The 17,674-nt window shown below is 43.5% G+C and carries 16 protein-coding genes and 1 pseudogene; 16 read left to right on the top strand and 1 reads right to left on the bottom strand.

Going from position 1 to position 17,674, the window contains the following annotated elements:
* Positions 1 to 43: 43 nt before the first annotated feature.
* From OCV77_RS06285 to OCV77_RS06250, 8 genes are all read left to right on the top strand, one after another.
* Positions 44 to 1,054, top strand: coding sequence for an ABC transporter permease (locus OCV77_RS06285; RefSeq protein WP_118797736.1), 1,011 nt, complete (start codon positions 44 to 46; stop codon positions 1,052 to 1,054).
* 15 nt (positions 1,055 to 1,069) lie between these two features.
* Positions 1,070 to 1,951, top strand: coding sequence for an ABC transporter permease (locus OCV77_RS06280; protein WP_118797737.1), 882 nt, complete (start codon positions 1,070 to 1,072; stop codon positions 1,949 to 1,951).
* Positions 1,952 to 1,962: 11 nt separating this feature from the next.
* A complete protein-coding gene (locus tag OCV77_RS06275) occupies positions 1,963 to 3,744 on the top strand; it encodes a dipeptide ABC transporter ATP-binding protein (protein ID WP_262574089.1) in 1,782 nt (593 codons plus the stop codon).
* Between the two features lie 19 nt (positions 3,745 to 3,763).
* Positions 3,764 to 4,768, top strand: a complete 1,005-nt coding sequence (locus OCV77_RS06270) for a DMT family transporter (RefSeq protein WP_118797739.1) — start codon at positions 3,764 to 3,766, stop codon at positions 4,766 to 4,768.
* A complete protein-coding gene (locus tag OCV77_RS06265; protein WP_118797740.1) occupies positions 4,716 to 5,567 on the top strand; it encodes a serine hydrolase domain-containing protein in 852 nt (283 codons plus the stop codon). Before OCV77_RS06270 ends, OCV77_RS06265 begins: the two co-directional genes overlap by 53 nt.
* Positions 5,568 to 5,576: 9 nt before the next feature.
* The gene (locus OCV77_RS06260; protein WP_118797741.1) at positions 5,577 to 5,969 is read left to right on the top strand and encodes a VOC family protein; all 393 of its coding nucleotides are present in this window, start codon (positions 5,577 to 5,579) and stop codon (positions 5,967 to 5,969) included.
* A gap of 112 nt (positions 5,970 to 6,081) precedes the next feature.
* Positions 6,082 to 6,279 carry a hypothetical protein gene (locus tag OCV77_RS16485; RefSeq protein ID WP_331488773.1) on the top strand — a complete coding sequence of 66 codons (198 nt, stop codon included), beginning with the start codon at positions 6,082 to 6,084 and terminating at the stop codon, positions 6,277 to 6,279.
* 249 nt (positions 6,280 to 6,528) lie between these two features.
* Complete coding sequence (locus tag OCV77_RS06250) at positions 6,529 to 7,821, top strand: ATP-binding protein (protein WP_262574087.1); 1,293 nt, start codon at positions 6,529 to 6,531, stop codon at positions 7,819 to 7,821.
* A 224-nt stretch (positions 7,822 to 8,045) separates the two neighbouring features.
* Here the strand turns inward: OCV77_RS06250 and OCV77_RS16890 are convergent.
* A pseudogene (locus OCV77_RS16890) lies at positions 8,046 to 8,342 on the bottom strand (IS1634 family transposase); the annotation flags it as partial.
* A 734-nt stretch (positions 8,343 to 9,076) separates the two neighbouring features.
* Between OCV77_RS16890 and OCV77_RS06245 the strand changes: the two are divergent.
* From OCV77_RS06245 to OCV77_RS06210, 8 genes are all read left to right on the top strand, one after another.
* The gene (locus OCV77_RS06245; protein WP_262574086.1) at positions 9,077 to 9,283 is read left to right on the top strand and encodes a helix-turn-helix domain-containing protein; all 207 of its coding nucleotides are present in this window, start codon (positions 9,077 to 9,079) and stop codon (positions 9,281 to 9,283) included.
* An 80-nt stretch (positions 9,284 to 9,363) separates the two neighbouring features.
* The gene (locus tag OCV77_RS06240; protein ID WP_262574085.1) at positions 9,364 to 10,170 is read left to right on the top strand and encodes a tyrosine-type recombinase/integrase; all 807 of its coding nucleotides are present in this window, start codon (positions 9,364 to 9,366) and stop codon (positions 10,168 to 10,170) included.
* A gap of 115 nt (positions 10,171 to 10,285) precedes the next feature.
* Positions 10,286 to 11,383 carry a redox-regulated ATPase YchF gene (gene ychF, locus OCV77_RS06235; protein WP_262574084.1) on the top strand — a complete coding sequence of 366 codons (1,098 nt, stop codon included), beginning with the start codon at positions 10,286 to 10,288 and terminating at the stop codon, positions 11,381 to 11,383.
* 309 nt (positions 11,384 to 11,692) lie between these two features.
* Positions 11,693 to 12,124 carry a division/cell wall cluster transcriptional repressor MraZ gene (gene mraZ, locus OCV77_RS06230; protein WP_118797749.1) on the top strand — a complete coding sequence of 144 codons (432 nt, stop codon included), beginning with the start codon at positions 11,693 to 11,695 and terminating at the stop codon, positions 12,122 to 12,124.
* 11 nt (positions 12,125 to 12,135) lie between these two features.
* Positions 12,136 to 13,071, top strand: coding sequence for a 16S rRNA (cytosine(1402)-N(4))-methyltransferase RsmH (gene rsmH / locus OCV77_RS06225; RefSeq protein ID WP_262574082.1), 936 nt, complete (start codon positions 12,136 to 12,138; stop codon positions 13,069 to 13,071).
* Between the two features lie 14 nt (positions 13,072 to 13,085).
* Positions 13,086 to 13,616, top strand: coding sequence for a cell division protein FtsL (locus OCV77_RS06220; RefSeq protein WP_262574081.1), 531 nt, complete (start codon positions 13,086 to 13,088; stop codon positions 13,614 to 13,616).
* An 11-nt stretch (positions 13,617 to 13,627) separates the two neighbouring features.
* Positions 13,628 to 15,859, top strand: coding sequence for a peptidoglycan D,D-transpeptidase FtsI family protein (locus tag OCV77_RS06215; RefSeq protein ID WP_262574080.1), 2,232 nt, complete (start codon positions 13,628 to 13,630; stop codon positions 15,857 to 15,859).
* A gap of 77 nt (positions 15,860 to 15,936) precedes the next feature.
* Positions 15,937 to 17,664 (top strand): peptidoglycan D,D-transpeptidase FtsI family protein, encoded by a 1,728-nt coding sequence (locus OCV77_RS06210; RefSeq protein ID WP_262574079.1) that lies wholly within the window; start codon positions 15,937 to 15,939, stop codon positions 17,662 to 17,664.
* Positions 17,665 to 17,674 lie beyond the last annotated feature (10 nt).

Below are 17,674 nucleotides of genomic sequence, written 5' to 3'. Positions count from 1 at the left end.
GCGCGTCAGTTTGTGCCGCCTTTCTCTAAAAGGAGACAGCGGAATGATTCGATACATTGTCAAAAGACTTTTGCTTGGAATTCTGGTTTTATTTGGCGTAACCGTAATTACCTTCAGTATTACACATCTGCTACCGTCAGATCCGGCGAGAAGCTGGGCAGGTGCAAAAGCAACGGAAGAGCAGGTGGCGGCGGCCCGGATAGAGCTGGGACTTGACAAGCCAATTCATGTTCAATTTGCAAATTATATTTCAGATTTGCTTCATGGAGACCTGGGTGTTTCCTATACCTCCAGACGCCCGATAACAGCCGAGATGGCAGAAGCTGTTCCGGCTACATTGGAACTGGTATTTTATGCTATCTTTTTTGGCATTATTCTTGGCGTTATCATGGGGGTATTTGCTGCAAAGTATAAAAATGGTATTCTGGATCATCTAGTGCGGATTTTTGCAATTGGTTCAGCTTCTATTCCATCATTTGTATTTGCGATGGTACTGCAGTTAATCTTTTTTCAAAAACTTGGCTGGCTGCCTTTAGGGGGAAGACTCAGCACAACTGCAACTATTTTATATAATGTGCCAAATATTACAGGCTGGCTGACGATTGACAGTCTGCTGGTAGGTAATTTTGCATTGTTTCAGGATGCACTGCTACATTTGATTTTGCCGGCAATACCCATTGCTGTATACCCGGCAGGAACTGTAGCGAGAATGACACGTTCCAGTCTGGTAGAGGTATTAAATGAGGACTACATTATGGCAGCAAGGTCCTATGGAATTTCAGAGAGTAAGGTGCTTTGGAAAAGTGCATTGAAAAATACAATTGGAACAACGGCAACGGTAGCGGCATTGTCAATAGGATATACGCTGGTAGGCACCTTTTTGGTAGAATCTATCTTCGGCTGGCCAGGGATTGGAAAATTCATGTCAGATTCTGTTACTTCGCTGGACTATCCTGCAATTATGGGGGCAACCCTGTTTTCAACAGTGGCATATCTGATTTTGAACCTGATTGCAGATATTATTGTAGCGCTGGACCCTCGCGTCCGTGTGTAGTGGAGGAGAAAAAACATGCTGAATAAAGAAATATTACGCTCCAAATGGAAGGAGTTTAAGCTTTCTGCTTATCTGCTAAACAGAAATCTATTAACCAGAATTTCCATGATTGTACTGCTCCTTTTAATTTTAAGTGCAATATTTGCGCCGATGCTTTCGCCATATCCAGAGGATGCAATCAATGCGACACATCCGGAAATTGCACTGCAGGCTCCAAGCGCTGCCCATATTTTTGGAACGGATGAGCTTGGAAGAGATATATTGAGTAAAACGATATATGGTATCCGGATTTCGTTGAGCTCAGCACTGATTACTGTATTTTTTGCAATGGTAGTTGGAACGCTCCTTGGCGCAATTGCCGGTTCTGTAGGTGGTATTTTAGATGAAATTATTATGCGCATAACAGATATATTTTTGAGCTTTCCCTCTCTGCTGTTAGCAATCGTAATAGCTGCTTTTCTTGGACCGTCCCTGGAGCATGCGCAGATGGCTATGGTAATTTCCTGGTGGCCCTGGTACACGCGTATTATGCGGGGCGAGGCAATTTCTATTAAAGAAAGACAATATATCAAAGCAGCGGACACGATTGGAACGCCAAAGCTGATTTCAATTTTTAAGCATATTATTCCAAATGGACTTTCTCCCATTATTATTCAGGCATCTCAGGATATGGGAGCTGTGGTATTGACAGTTGCAAGTCTGGGCTTTTTGGGATTGGGAGCACAGCCGCCAACACCGGAATGGGGACTCATGGTTAGCACAAGCAAAAGCTACTTTATGAACGCGTGGTGGTATACGGTATATCCTGGAGCGGCAATTTTTATTACGGTTCTGGTTTTCAATGTCATTGGGGATGGTCTGCGTGAGGTATTGGACCCGAAGACAAGAAAGATATAGGGGGCTGCATAATGGAAAATTTTTTGGAAATCAAAAATTTGCATGTGAAATATAAAACACTTGATGGGGAAAAGACAGTTCTAGCCATTGAACAGCTTAACATCCAAAAGGGTACTACTTTTGGATTGGTAGGAGAAAGTGGCTCCGGTAAGACAGTGCTTGCCCAGACAATTATGGGACTTTTAGCAACACCGCCGGGAGTAATTGAATCTGGAGAAATCCTTCTGGAAGGGGAGGATTTACTCAGAAAGACAAAAAAGGAAATGGAGCAGCTGCGCGGTGAGAAGATGGCAATGATTTTTCAGGATCCGTTATCCTGCTTGAATCCAGTCTTTACAGTGCATCAGCAGATGCTGAATGTGGTACATGCACATAGAAATATACCAAAGGCAGAAGCTGACAAAATGATTAACGATATGGTTCGTAAAGTAAAGCTGCCGGATCCGGAGCGGACAATAGAAAAATATCCACACGAGCTTTCGGGTGGACAAAGACAGCGTATTATTATTGCAATGGCATTGCTTTGCGGTGCAGAATTTCTGATTGCGGATGAACCGACTAGAAATCTAGATGTAACCATTCAGGCAGGTATTTTGAAGCTCATTAGTGAACTGCAAAAGGAATTTCGTGTTACAGTACTTTTTATCGCAAATAATCTTGGCCTTGTATCTGCGGTATGTGATCAGGCGGCAATTTTAAAGGATGGTGAAATACTGGAGCAGGTACCGGCCAAAAGGCTGCTTGAGGACACCAGGGAGCCTTACACAAGGCAGTTAATTGATGCGATTACGCCAGATACTGGGGAAACACATCATAATTACAATCCATCAGAAATTATTTTAGATGTAAAGAATTTAAAGAAATATTTTCCGGTTAAAAATGATTTCTTCAGTAAAAAAGGACTTTCTGTGAAAGCGGTGGACAATGTATCGTTTTCGATTGCCAAGAAAGAGACGATAGGAATCGTTGGAGAGTCAGGCTGCGGCAAATCCACATTGGTAAATACCATTATGCTTCTGCATAAGCCCACTGCGGGAGAGGTTACCATGTTTGGAAAGGACATCAACCATATCAGTGGAAGGGAGCTCCGTGAGCTGCGCAAGCAGGTACAGATTGTATTTCAGGATCCTTTCTGGTCTATGGATCCGAGATGGTTAGTAAAAGATATTATCGGGGAACCAATTAGGGTGCATGAGAAACTTTCTATGGATGAATACGTCAGTACAGTTCAGGAAATGGCAGAGCTGGTAGGACTGAAAAAGGATGATATTTTTAAATATCCACATGAGTTTTCCGGTGGACAAAGACAGAGAATTGCCATTGCAAGAGCACTCTCGGTAAGACCAAGACTCATTATACTGGACGAGCCTACCTCCGCAATTGATGTAATGTCACAGGCACAGATTTTAAAGCTGCTGGATGAATTAAAGGAAAGCATGGAGCTGTCTTATGTGATTATTTCACATGACTTGAGTGTTGTAAATTACATGTCAGATAATATCATCGTTATGTATTTGGGAAAGATTGTAGAGCAGGGGGCAGCGGAGAAAATCTTTGCAGAACCAAAGCATCCTTATACCAAAGCGTTATTTAATGCAATACCGGATATTCATACAACAAGTATTGATGAACTGGCGATTGTGAAAGGAGAAGTTCCGAGTGCAATCAATCCGCCGAAGGGATGCAGGTTTCATCCAAGATGTGAATTCTGTACGGAACGCTGTAAGCAGGAAGAACCACAGATGCACATGGTAGATGGAAGAATGGTAGGTTGTTTTTTGTATGAAAGTTAAATAAGGAGTTAATGGTTTTATGAACAAAGGTGTGAAACAAGGCTATATTTATGTCTTTCTCAGCGCCATTTTATGGGGAATGCTGCCTGTATTTACCAGATTGCTTTATGCAGCAGGCTCGACACCGTTAGAGGTATCATCCGTCAGAGCATATCTGGGGGCAGGCATGGCTCTCCTTGCAATGCTTTTCAGTGGGGATATTCGGAAATGCAGATTAAAAGATGTTCCTTTTTATATGCTCTATGGAACATTTGCCATTGCAGGAGCGTTCCTGTTCTATGCTTTATCAATGCGGCTGCTTTCAACGGCAATGGCGGCAGTCCTGTTGTATACCGGTCCGGCATTTGTAAATATTTTTAACAGGATTTTGTATAAGATACCTATTACACCGGTAAAATGGACTGCGCTTGTACTGACAGTGGCAGGCTGTGCGCTGGTCGTCAGAATATATGACCTTGCAAGTCTGAAAGTAAATGCAGTTGGAATTCTGATTGGACTGCTTTCAGGAATCTGTTATTCCATTACGACAGTTATGTCAAGAAAAGCAAAAGAAAAATATTGCGGGCGAATGAATGGCTGGCTGATTCTGATTTTGGGAACGCTTCCTTTCTGGGTGATTTCTCCTCCCTGGAGGATACCTGCGCCTACACCACAGCAGTGGGTGTTGTTTGTTGGAATCGCAGGCTGCTGCAGTATGATTCCATATACAGTATATCTTACTGCTTTAGATGGCGAGCTGGATGGCGGTGTTGCAAGTATTGTAGCAACGGCAGAACCGATTGCAGCAACTTTATTTGGAACTATTTTTTTTGGAGACCAGCTGGAGAAGCTGCAGATTGCTGGAATTGTAGTTGTTATAATTGGCGTTATCATTCCGATTTTATCAGAACTTTCGGAACAGGGTGGAATCGGGGGCAGCTTCGCAGAAAAAAATTCTGGTGGGAGCACGCAGAAGCGAAGGAAGAGCAGATATGAAAGAGAAAATAAAGAAATTTGTGGAAGAACAAAACTTAAGAATTTTTGATTTATCAATAATGTCAGAGAACTTTGTTGAAAAATTGACCTTTTGTCCCTCTAATTCCTGTAATGAGAATTATTCCATTACAAAATTTTTTATAACCACAGCGATAGGAATTCTGACAGACAGGAAACAGCTGGCTCTGGATGAAAAACTGGTGGATATTTTATGCGATCAGATAAGGAAGCCCTATGATTCTGTTTGGAATAAAGTAACGCTGCGCCATGCGCTGCAGCATAAAATGGGCATTGATGCAGGCGTATTGGACATAGACAGAGATGACATCACTGCTTATGGAACGAAAGACCTTCTGGAGTTTGCATTGCGCTATGCGCCTAAATATGAGCCAGGGACGTATTATTGCTATACAGATGTACCACATTATCTATTATCGAGAGTGATTACTGCTGTAACAGGAAAGCCTGCGGATGATTTGATAAGAGAAGAAATTTTGGAGCCATTAAGGTTCCGGCAGGCAGCTTTTTGCAGATGCTATTTGAATTATACGATTGGCGGAACTGGTTCCTATATGCGTACGGAGGATCTCGTGAAGTTGGGGTGGATTTATCTGAATGGCGGGCATTATCTGGGGCGGCAGATTATTTCAGAGAAATGGATTAAAACGGCAGAGCTGGAAGGCTTTATGGATCAAAAGGAATTTGGGGAGACAAGCTTCAAAGGGAAGACTGGCATGAATGGACAGATGGTGATGTATAGCCGTGAAAAGGAACTTGCAGTTGCATGGCATGGATATGAGCCGGAGGAGAAGGACAGGATGTTGATTCCTTTTCTGGAACAGTTATAAGGAGGCACTATGGATATGCGGGAACAGATTACCGGGCTTGGGCATATAGGAATTCCGGTAAGGGATATAGATGATACGGTTGCGTTTTATCAGATGATTGGCTTTAGGGTTGTGCTGGATACTGTGAATCCACAAAATAGTCAAAAGGTGATTTTTCTAAAGCAAAAAGACGTAATGCTTGAACTTTATCAACAGGAGGAAACGGCTTTAGTGGCTGGAGCAATAAACCATATTGCGCTGGATGTAAACGATTTGGATGCTATATACCGTTATGTTTGTGAAAAAGGTTTAAACAATACGAAAGATACAATACACCAGCTTCCCTTTTGGAAAAGCGGGGTAAGATATTTTACGATTGAAGGACCGAACGGAGAAAGGATAGAATTTAGTCAATACTTATAATTCTGCCTTTTATAAAATGGTTTTTGAGGATTCTTACGAAATACACCATGCTACGATATAAATAATGTAGTGTGGTGTATTTTGTTTATCAAAATTTATTGGGGGCAGTAAAATGAACCAAAAGAAGGCGGAAATAACCAGGGAACTGAAAAGGGCTTTGGTAATCCTGGCGTTGGCGGGCGTTTTGTTCGGCTTTGATAAGGCGCTGTATGCAAATGGCGCATCCCAACAACTGCAGTTTTGCAGTTATCCGGTACGAGAATTCCGGCGACACCGCCAAAATATTCGTATATATGGACATGTGCATTGATCTATGGGTTCTGCTTCATGTCCAGGAATGCTTCCACGTATGCATACTGGCGGTATGTCATCGCATCGACAAATATGTAGGCTTAAAAACAATGCATAAGGTGTAGTTATGCACTATCTGATAAAGCTGTAACAGAAAAAACGGAGTTGTACGGTCATAAAAACTCAGAAAAACGTGCAATATATAGTTTGATAATCCAAGAAAAATGTGATATGCTATTGGCGTACTAAGGAAAGGCTGGTGAGTCGCATGAAACGCAATGCAATTCAGAAACTTGTAGCATGGAAGTCCAGTGAAGACCGCAAGCCGATGGTGCTGAAAGGTGCCCGGCAGGTGGGAAAAACCTGGCTGATGAAGGAGTTAGGGCAGAACTATTACGACAGCTATGTCTACTTCAACTTTGATGAGGAAGATGAGCTGAAATCCATCTTTGAGATCAATAAAAATCCCCAGCGGATCATCGAACTACTGTCTTTGATCGCGGGGGAGAGAATTCTGCCGGAAAAAACACTGATTATTTTTGACGAGATACAGGAGTGCCCGGAAGCACTAAACACGTTGAAATATTTTAAAGAAAAGGCCAATGAATATCATGTGATCGCCGCCGGCAGTCTGCTGGGAACCCTCCTGGCGCAGCCCAAGTCCTATCCCGTGGGCATGGTCAATCTGCTGGACATCTATCCGCTGGCTTTTGACGAGTTTCTGGAGGCCACGGATGAGAGCCTGTACGCCTACTATTCCAGTATCCAAAAAGAGCAGCCGATTGAGGGAATTTTCCACAACCGGCTGCTGGAGGCATACAACTACTACCTGATCATAGGTGGAATGCCGGAGTGTGTCTCCTCGTGGATTGCCCATAAGGATCCGGCAAAGATCTCGCAGATCCAGAAGGAGCTGATTGAGGTCTACGAAAACGACTTTTCTAAACACAACGGTAAAGTCAACAGTGGACGCATTCTGATGGTGTTCCGCAGCATTGTGGCCCAGCTGGCAAAGCCAAACGAGAAATTTATGTACGGAGCTGTCCGCGAGGGTGGCCGGGCCCGAGATTTTGAGGAAGCCATCGAGTGGCTGGTCTCCGCCGGGATGCTGAATCGTGTCTACAATGTCTCCAAGATGGAGCATCCCCTGGCAGCCTTTGACAAACTGGATCAGTTCAAACTCTTCGTGTTCGACACCGGCCTGCTCAAACACATGGCAGGCATTGATAACAGTGCCATTCTACTGAAGACGGATTATCAGTTCAAAGGTCCGCTGACGGAAAACTATGTCCTGCAGCAGTTTCGCGGCCAGTTCGATGTGGAACCCCGCTATTACTCTGATAAAAACCGTGAAATTGATTTCATTATCCAGTACGGCACCAAAATCATCCCAGTGGAGGCCAAGGGCGGCGAGGACAAATCTGCACCTTCCTTTAAGAAGTATATCGCCGACCGTCAGCCGGAGTATGCCCTGCGCTACTCCAAGCGGGAGTACCGGAAGGATGGAACCATTACCAATCTTCCATTGTACCTGGCCCAGAAGACAAAAGAACTTCTTTGACAAAGCAGCTCCTCACACTCGTTGTGAGGAGCTGCCGATCTCTAGTGGCAAGGTTTTTTCACAGCATTGAACTATAAAAATTTTGTGGTTTTAAATATGTGAAAGTTATGATTTAATCCCATCTTTGACACTTTGTAGAGTGAAAAACAGCCATAATCCCAGTATTTATGGGAAATGTGGCTGTTTCCATTTTTGCATCGATATGTACTATTTTTGAAATTGTGCTATTTTTTCTGCTTTGTTTCTTTGATGACTGCGCGCATATCTGCTTTTGAGATGAATTCGTAATCCGTCCTAAAGCCAAAGGCTGTATGCAAGGCATCTGTCAGTTTCGTACGTTTGTAGGACGGGATGTAGCCACTATCTTTAGACAGCAGGGTCGTGTTCATTTCCCTGAGGGTTTTCAAAATTTCGCTGCAGGTGAATTCTTCTAAAAGCTTCTTTTCCAGCAGCCGGTATACCAGAAGGCTGATGTAACAGGTTAAAAAGTGGGATTTGATGCTGTCCTCCCGTCTTACAAAAAAACGGGTACTTGATTTCTCAAGCACCCCATTGTATAATCTACTTAGAAAGCGAATCGGATGCAATATCCGATTTTGCCCTCAGTTGCAACTATGAAATAGCATTCACTTTGGTCGGAGGATGCTATTTCTTTTTGTCGTTATGGTTATCTATGTAAGATAGAGCCGCAAAAACAACTAATAAAAGAGTAAGCACTTCTAATGTGTTCATTGGCATCATCCCTCTTTCGTAATACTAGAGGGCATAACTCGGAAAATCACATCCTACTTTCTTTTCAATTATACAATAACAGTATAACATAAAGAGAACAGATGTTCAAACAAAAAGAGGTAAATCTACTATATAATATAGAAGAGAAACCTCTTATTTTTATGACTGCTGCTTTTTATGGATATTATCAACAGCCTTTTCTAATTTGATGGTCTGCCAGCGTTTACGGATCACATCGCTTTTCAGTTGTGCTAATCGTTTGTTGGTGTATTTCTCAAACCAACGTATAAGGGATTTTGGTATGAATCTGTCTGGTGTGTGTTGTAGAATGGAAAATAACATATCTTCCAGTTTAGAATGAATCTTATGTAACAGGTTTTTGAAGCGGTTCTGCTTCTGTATCTCAATGTAAATGTAAATCAACTCCTTCTATATATAGTATAAGCTGTTTAATGTAAAACAGAAAAATGGGAGAACTAAATCGCAGCTGTTATCTAAAAATTAAAATTAGTGAGGTAACAACATGGCGAATAAAGAAGAAATAAAAATTAGCGAGAAGATCCTTCTGACTATAGATGAAGCTGCTTTATTAAGTAATATAGGACAAAATAGAATTGCAGATTTACTGAGAAAACCATCTTGTCCTTTTGTACTCTATGTTGGACGAAAGAAATTAGTGAAAAGGCGAGCGTTTGAGCAGTTCCTAGAGGCTAACATAGAACTTGAATAAAAAATGCAACACAAAGAAGCTTATCTATGGTATAATATTTCGTACTGTATTTAGGCTTCTTTTTTTGAAAGGGGCTTATTATGGGAAAAGATTTAAAAGGTAAAGATCTGGGTGTGGGTATTACCCAGCAAAAAAACGGTTTATATAATGCAGGTTTTGTTGATAAGCTAGGCAAAAGGAGGGTTAAGCGTTTTAAAAAGCTGCAAGAATGTAGAAAGTGGCTTGATGAGGCAAAGTATATAGATGAGCATAGCAGTATAACAGAGGCGAATACCATGATGGTGGATGCTTGGTTTGAATACTGGATTTCTATTAAAGAGAAAACAGTTCGACCTAATACGGTACGTAACTATCGAGAACGCTATCATAGAAATATTAGCAAAGTTATTGGGAAAATGCTTCTCGTTGATGTGAAACCTATTCATTGTCAGAAGATTTTTTCAGATATGGCAGATGAAGGGTACAAGACTACAACGATTTATCAGACTAGAATCACTCTTTATAATATGTTAGACTTTGCTAAGGAAGATGAAGCAATTAGAATTCTGAAGGCTCAGAAAGAGAAAAACAGTAAGATAAAAGTGATTCCTATGGAGTGGGCAGATCAGGTATTCCTTTGCAGAAAAGGAGAGCCGGTAAAGAACAGCACTTATGATACAGCGCTGTTCAAGATTTGCGATAAAGTTGGCATTAAGAGATTTTCGATGCATGTTCTCAGACATACATTCGCCACAAGATGTATTGAGGCAGGTATGATGCCAAAGACACTTCAAAAGATATTGGGACATTCTAATATCGGAATCACCATGAATTTATATGTCCATATTACTGAGGACGAAAAGCACAAAGAAATTGAGCTTGTAGCAGGTGCGTTGAAGGTTATATAATTCTATAAAAATCCTTATATTTATTATAAAAATGTAACACCAATTGTAACACCTGCATAATTCGTAGGCATGAAAAGCTTGTAAAATCAATACTTTTAAAGGAGATAAGATAAATATGAAATTAGGAATCGTCGGCTTACCGAATGTAGGAAAAAGTACTTTATTTAACTCACTGACCAAGGCAGGCGCAGAGTCAGCAAACTATCCGTTCTGTACCATTGACCCCAATGTGGGAATTGTAGCTGTACCGGATGAGAGACTGAAGCTTCTTGGAGATATGTATCATTCCAAGAAGGTAACACCTGCAGTGATTGAATTCGTAGATATTGCCGGACTGGTAAAGGGAGCCAGCAAGGGTGAGGGACTTGGCAACCAGTTCCTGTCAAACATCAGGGAAGTGGATGCGATCGTACATGTGGTAAGATGCTTTGAGGATCCCAATGTCATCCATGTTGACGGAAGCATTGATCCCCTCCGTGACATTGAAACTATCAATCTGGAGCTGATCTTTTCTGATATTGAGATTCTGGAGAGAAGGATCGCCAAGACAGGCAAGCAGGCGAGAATGGACAAGTCTCTCGCCAAGGAAGCAGCACTCCTTGAGGCACTGAAGGCACATTTGGAGGAAGGCAAGCTTGCAAGAAGCTATGAGACAGAGGATGAGGATGAACTGGCGCTGCTGGCTTCCTACAATCTGCTCACTTATAAGCCTGTGATCTTTGCAGCTAATGTGTCAGAAGAGGATCTTGCCAATGACGGTGCTGACAATAAGGGTGTTGCACAGGTACGAGAATTTGCGAAGGAAACAGGCAGTGAGGTATTTGTGATCTGTGCGCAGATCGAGGAAGAGATCTCTGAACTGGATGATGATGAGAAGGCCATGTTCCTTGAAGATCTTGGTTTAAAGGAATCCGGACTTGAAAAGCTGATCAAGGCAAGCTACCATCTGCTTGGTCTGCACAGCTTCCTGACAGCAGGAGAGGATGAAACAAGAGCATGGACTATTAAAGTGGGTACCAAGGCACCTCAGGCAGCCGGTAAGATCCACAGTGATTTTGAGAGAGGCTTTATCAAGGCAGAGGTTGTCAATTACAAGGATCTGCTGGAAATGGGCAGCCTTGCAGCAGCGAGAGAGAAAGGACTTGTCGGTATGGAAGGCAAGGACTATGTGGTAAAAGATGGGGATGTTATCCTGTTTAGATTTAATGTCTAGGAATCAGACTGGTCATAAAGTCCGGCATTATAACATTTAAGAAAAAACTTAGGAAAAATTAAGAAAATTTTGGAAACAGGAAGAAGGCAGCTACCATATGTGGTGGCTGTCTTCTTTTTGCGCCACAATATCTTGAAAACCCAGTATTTATGCGGCTTTGCGGAATATGGCAGGATCACATTTTTGCTTTTTTTCTATTGAATAATGCTCTTGAATGGGGTAGAATGTTCATAAAAGTGGTAGAAAGTGGTTTAAAGTGTATCGAAGTGGTGTGAAGTGGTAGATTTTTAGGCTGACGGGTGAATGCATATGTTTATGGGCGAGTACAACCATACAATAGATGCAAAAGGCAGACTGATCATTCCCGCCAAATTCAGAGAGGTTCTCGGAGATGAATTTGTTGTGACAAAGGGGATGGATGGCTGTCTGTTCGTTTTTGACAATTCCGAGTGGCAGGTCTTTGCAGAGAAGCTTCGATCACTGCCCATGATAGATAAAGAGGTCAGACAATTTACCAGATTTTTCCTGGCAGGAGCAGCCAGTGTAGAAGTGGACAAGCAGGGGAGAATCCTGCTTCCTTCTGTCCTTAGGGATTTTGCCGGCATCACCAAAGATACAGTACTGATCGGTGTGGGAAGCAGAATTGAAATCTGGAGTAAGGATAGATGGGAAGGCACCGTTACTTATCAGGATATGGACGAGATTTCCACACACATGGTAGAACTTGGAATCGGGTTATAGGAGAAACGGCTATGAAATTTAATCATACTTCCGTCCTGCTTCAGGAAACTATTGACGGTTTGAATATAAGACCGGATGGCGTTTATGTAGATGGAACTCTTGGAGGTGGCGGACATTCTTATGAAATTGCCAGCAGACTTTCAGACAGAGGACAGCTGATTGGTATTGATCAGGATGAAGCAGCGATCACTGCTGCAGGAGAAAGACTGAAGGAGTTCGGTGACAGGGTTATTATTGTCAGAAGCAATTACAGAAACACGAAGAGCATTCTGCAGTCTCTGCAGATTGAGAAGATAGATGGCATGATGCTGGATCTTGGAGTGTCATCCTATCAGCTGGATACAGAAGAGAGAGGATTCTCCTATCGCTATGATGCACCGCTCGATATGAGGATGGACAAGCGTCAGACTCTGACAGCGAGAGATATTGTCAATGGATACAGCGAAATGGAGCTGTTCCGGGTGATCCGGGACTATGGAGAAGATAAATTTGCCAAGAACATAGCAAAGCATATCGTGGCGGCGAGGCAGCAGTCTCCCATTGAAACCACAGGACGTCTCAATGAGATCATAAAAGCAGCGATCCCGGCGAAGATGAGAGCAGAAGGAGGACACCCTTCGAAGAGAACCTATCAGGCGATCCGGATCGAATGCAATAAAGAGCTTGAGGTGCTGCGGGATTCGCTGGAGGAGCTGATCGGGCTTTTAAATCCGGGAGGAAGGCTCTGTATCATTACCTTTCATTCCCTGGAAGACCGCATTGTAAAAAGTGCTTTTAAAAAGGCAGAAAATCCCTGCACCTGTCCACCATCATTTCCGGTCTGTGTATGCGGGAAGGTGAGCCAGGGAAAGGTGATCACGAATAAACCGATTCTTCCGGGGGAGGAAGAACTGGAGAGAAATTCAAGAGCGAAAAGTGCAAAACTGAGAATTTTTGAAAGGGCGTAGGAGCTGTGCCTTAAATGGGGAAAAGGCTCCTGACAGAGCCGACGGGGGGAAAAATGGCAACAGGTGGAAGAAGAAATCCGAATACGGGGAGAGTGTATCGTGGTACTGCTGAAAGCAGTATGTACGTTTATGGAAATACCGCAAGACAGTTACAGACAGTGCCTGCAGAGAGAAACAGACCTGTCAGGAAAAATCATGCAACACGCCGCAACCGGGAACGGGCACTGCACATGAATGTGGGTTATCTGCTTTTCCTTGGCATGGCACTGATGGCAGTAGGCTTTGTACTGATCAGTTATTTGAGTCTGAAATCAGATATTACAAACAGTGTAAAGAATATTGCCCGCATGGAGAGCCAGCTGAACAGCCTGAAGCTGGATAATGATGAGCGTTTAAGCCGCATTTCCAGCAGCACCAATCTGGAAGAGGTGAAGCAGAAGGCGATTCAGGAGCTCGGAATGCAGTATGCGGGTGAAGGTCAGATCATTGCCTTTAACAGTGAGGATAATGATTATGTAATTCAGAAGGGAGAGATCCCCGACTAAACAGGAGCTTCATGGGAAGAGGAAAATCATATCGTAAATTTACAATTAAAATGCAGAAAAAGCTGGTGGTACTGTTTATTGCGGTGCTGCTGGCTTTTGCCGGGTTATTCTACCAGTTGTACCGTATTTCCAGAGATAATGGTGAACAGTATAAGAAGCAGGTGCTGTCCCAGCAGAGATACGACAGTACCACGATCCCTTATAAAAGAGGAACGATCCTGGATGCCAATGGAAGTGTGCTGGCTACCAGTGAAAAGGTTTATAATGTGATCCTGGATTCTGTTGCCATATCGGAAAAAGAGGAGTACCTGGAACCTACCTTAAGTGCTCTTCAGAGAGAATTTGGCATTGATACGGCATCAATCAGGGACTATATCGAAAAAAATAAGGAAACCTCAAGGTATCATGTGCTGGCAAAGCGTCTGAGCTACAGTGAGATCTCTGATTTCCTGGATATGCAGAATGAAGAGGGTTCCCAGATCAAGGGAATCTGGTTTGATGAAGAGTATAAGAGGGTTTATCCGGGCAATTCTCTTGCCTGTGATGTGATTGGATTTACCACAGCTGATAACAGAGGTAATTATGGATTGGAGGAATATTACAATGATGTTCTTTCCGGGATCCCGGGCAGAGAGTATGGCTACCTGAATGATGACTCAGATCTGGAAAGAAAAACGATCGCAGCAGAAGATGGTAATTCGCTGGTGACGACCATAGATGCCAACATCCAGAGTATTGTAGAGAAATACCTGCTGAAATTCAATGAGGAATATAAGGATAATTTTCGTCCAGGAAATGGCGCAGAAAATGTAGGCTGTATCATCATGAAGGTGGACAGCGGAGAGATACTTGCCATGGCCAATTATCCGAATTTTGATCTGAATGATACAAGAAATACGGACGCACTTATGGGTATGCCGTTACTTGATGAGAAGGGAAATAAAACCGGAGAGTACCTGACAGAAGAGAATATGGATGTACTGGATGATGAGGAAATGCTGTACCAGCATCTGGATGCTCTCTGGAAGAACTACTGTATCAGCAGCACCTATGAGCCGGGATCTGTAGCCAAGCCCTTTACGGTAGCGGCAGGAGTGGAAAGCGGCAAGATCACAGGAACAGAGACCTATAACTGTGAAGGAAGTCTTGAAATTGGTGGATGGCCGATCCGGTGCCATAACAGATATGGTGATGGTCTTCTGACTGTGCAGGAAGGAATTGAAAGATCCTGCAACGTGGTCATGATGAAGATCGGACAGGCAATGGGAACCGATACCTTTGTTAAATTCCAGCATATTTTTAATTTTGGATTAAAGACCAATATCGATCTTCAGGGAGAAGCAAGAACAGCAAGTCTGATTTATACGAAGGATACCATGGGCTCTACGGAAATGGCGACTAATACCTTTGGACAGTCCTTTAATGTGACCATGATCCAGATGATCACAGGCTTCTGCTCCCTGATCAATGGCGGATATTATTATGAACCTCACATGGTCAGCAAGATCGTAAGCCCTTCCGGTGCTACAGTACAGAATATTGAACCAAGAGTATTAAAGCAGACGATCTCAGAAGATACATCAGATATGATCAGGGAATACTGCAATACTGTTGTAACAGGAGAGCATGGTACCGGTAAAACTGCAAGACCGGCAGGCTACATGATCGGCGGTAAGACAGGAACAGCCGAGACACTGCCCCGTAAAAACGGACAGTACGTGGTATCCTTTATGGGATATGCGCCGGCGGATGATCCGCAGATCGCTATTTATGTTGTGGTAGACAGACCAAATGTGCAGTATCAGGATGATGCCAAGTTTGCCACAAGAATTGTAAGAGGGATCCTGACTGAGGTTCTTCCTTACATGGGAATCTTTATGACAGAAGAGCTGTCTGACAGCGAAAGAGAAGAACTGGAAGCGCTGCAGATCGAGATACGGACAGCACCGGCAGCAGAAGAAGAGGCAGAAGAAGGCGGGGACACCACAGAAGAAGGAACCGGAGAAGAAAACGGTGAGGACACGGGTACCGAAGGAGAGGAAGAAACAGAAAAGGAAGAAGTATGGAAATCCTTCCCGATTGATCCGGCAACGGGTTATGCGGTTGATCCCAACACCGGTGATATGGTAGATCCGGTAACCGGAGCAGTCATTGGCGGCAGCTATGATGAGAATGCAGAGGAGCCGGATGCCTCTCCGTCCCCGGAAGCATCTGCAGATCCGGAAGGTGATACCGGGCAGTAACAAAAGCATACCTGAGGAATAACCTCATAGATCAGGTAATAAATTATAATAATACCTTTTCTATGAGGTTTTCTACAATGAAAAATAAGACCTTTAACCGGCAGAAGATCGTTATAGTTTTCTTTGCCTGCCTGTTTATCTTTCTGCTGCTGCTTGGCAGGCTGACCTGGCTGATGGTGGCGGATTCCGTTTATTATACGGAAAAAGCAAGAGAGCTTCATGAAAGGGAAAGAAGCATCAAGGCGGCGAGGGGAAGGATTCTGGATGCTGGTGGAAAGGTCATTGCGGACAATAAAACAGTGTGCACCATTTCTGTGATCCACAGTCAGATCACAGATCCTGAAAAGGTGATAGAAGTACTTTCGAGGGAACTGGAGCTGCCGGCTGATTCTGTCAGAAGGCGTGTGGAAAAATATTCCTCCATAGAGAGGATCAAAAGCAATGTAGATAAGGAAATGGGCGACCGCATCCGGGAATATGACCTTAATGGTGTGAAGGTAGATGAAGATTATAAGAGATATTATCCATATGAAAAGCTGGCATCCAAGGTGCTTGGCTTTACAGGAGGTGACAATCAGGGGATCATCGGACTTGAAGTAAAATATGAAGACTACCTGAAGGGAACTGACGGCACGATCCTGACAGTAACGGATGCAGGTGGTGTAGAGATCGAGGAAGCCGGGGAAAACAGGGTAGAGCCGGTGGATGGAAATGATCTTTATATCAGTCTTGATATGAATATCCAGAGTTATGCAGACCAGCTTGCCAGACAGGTAATGGAAACAAAGGAAGCTGACAGGGTATCGATTCTTGTGATGAATCCGAAGAACGGTGAGATCCTTGCCATGGCAGATGTGCCGGAATTTGACTTAAATCACCCTTATGAGATTGGAGAGGAATACGGAAGTGTATCAGAGGAAAAAAAGCAGGAGATCCTGAATGGAATCTGGCGGAATGGCTGTATTAATGATACTTATGAACCCGGTTCCACCTTCAAGGTCATCACCGCTGCGGCAGGGCTGGAGGAAGGGGCAGTAACGGTGGAGGATACCTTTTTCTGCCCTGGTTATATTATGGTAGAGGATCGGAGGATCAGGTGTCATAAGACGACCGGTCACGGATCAGAAACGTTTGTTGATGGGACAAAAAACAGTTGTAATCCCGTTTTTATTACGGTGGGTCTAAGAATCGGTGTAGACCGTTATTATCACTATTTTAAACAGTTTGGACTATTGCAGAAAACGGGTATCGATCTGCCGGGAGAGGCAGGGACGATCATGCACAAAAAGGAGGATATGAAAGCTGTGGAACTGGCTACCGTATCCTTTGGACAGTCTTTTCAGATCACACCGATCCAGCTTGCCGCAACGGTGAGCAGCATTGTAAATGGAGGAAACCGGATCACGCCTCATTTCGGGGTGCGCAGCATGAATAAAGATAAGACACAAATAAAGAATTTCTCCTATCCGGTGACGGAACATATAGTTTCAGAAGAAACCTCAGCTACAATGCGGATGATCCTGGAACAGGTGGTGGAGAGTGGCTCTGGTAAGAACGGTTATGTGGAAGGAGCGAGAGTTGGCGGTAAAACGGCAACCAGCCAGACACTGCCTAGAGGAAGCGGGAGATATATTGCATCTTTTCTTGGCTTTGCGCCGGCAGATGATCCTGAGGTGCTTGCGCTTGCCATCATCCATAATCCACAGGGAGTCTATTATGGCGGACAGATCGCAGCACCGGTGGTCAGGCAGCTTTTTGAAAATATTCTTCCTTATTTGGGGAAAATGGATTATAATAATCCGTAATGGACAGGAA

It is taken from the genome of Suilimivivens aceti, assembly GCF_025567405.1.
GTDB lineage: Bacteria > Bacillota > Clostridia > Lachnospirales > Lachnospiraceae > Suilimivivens > Suilimivivens aceti.
The sequence above is the reverse complement of the archived record's forward strand: the minus strand, read 5'-3'. Positions and strand labels throughout refer to the sequence as shown.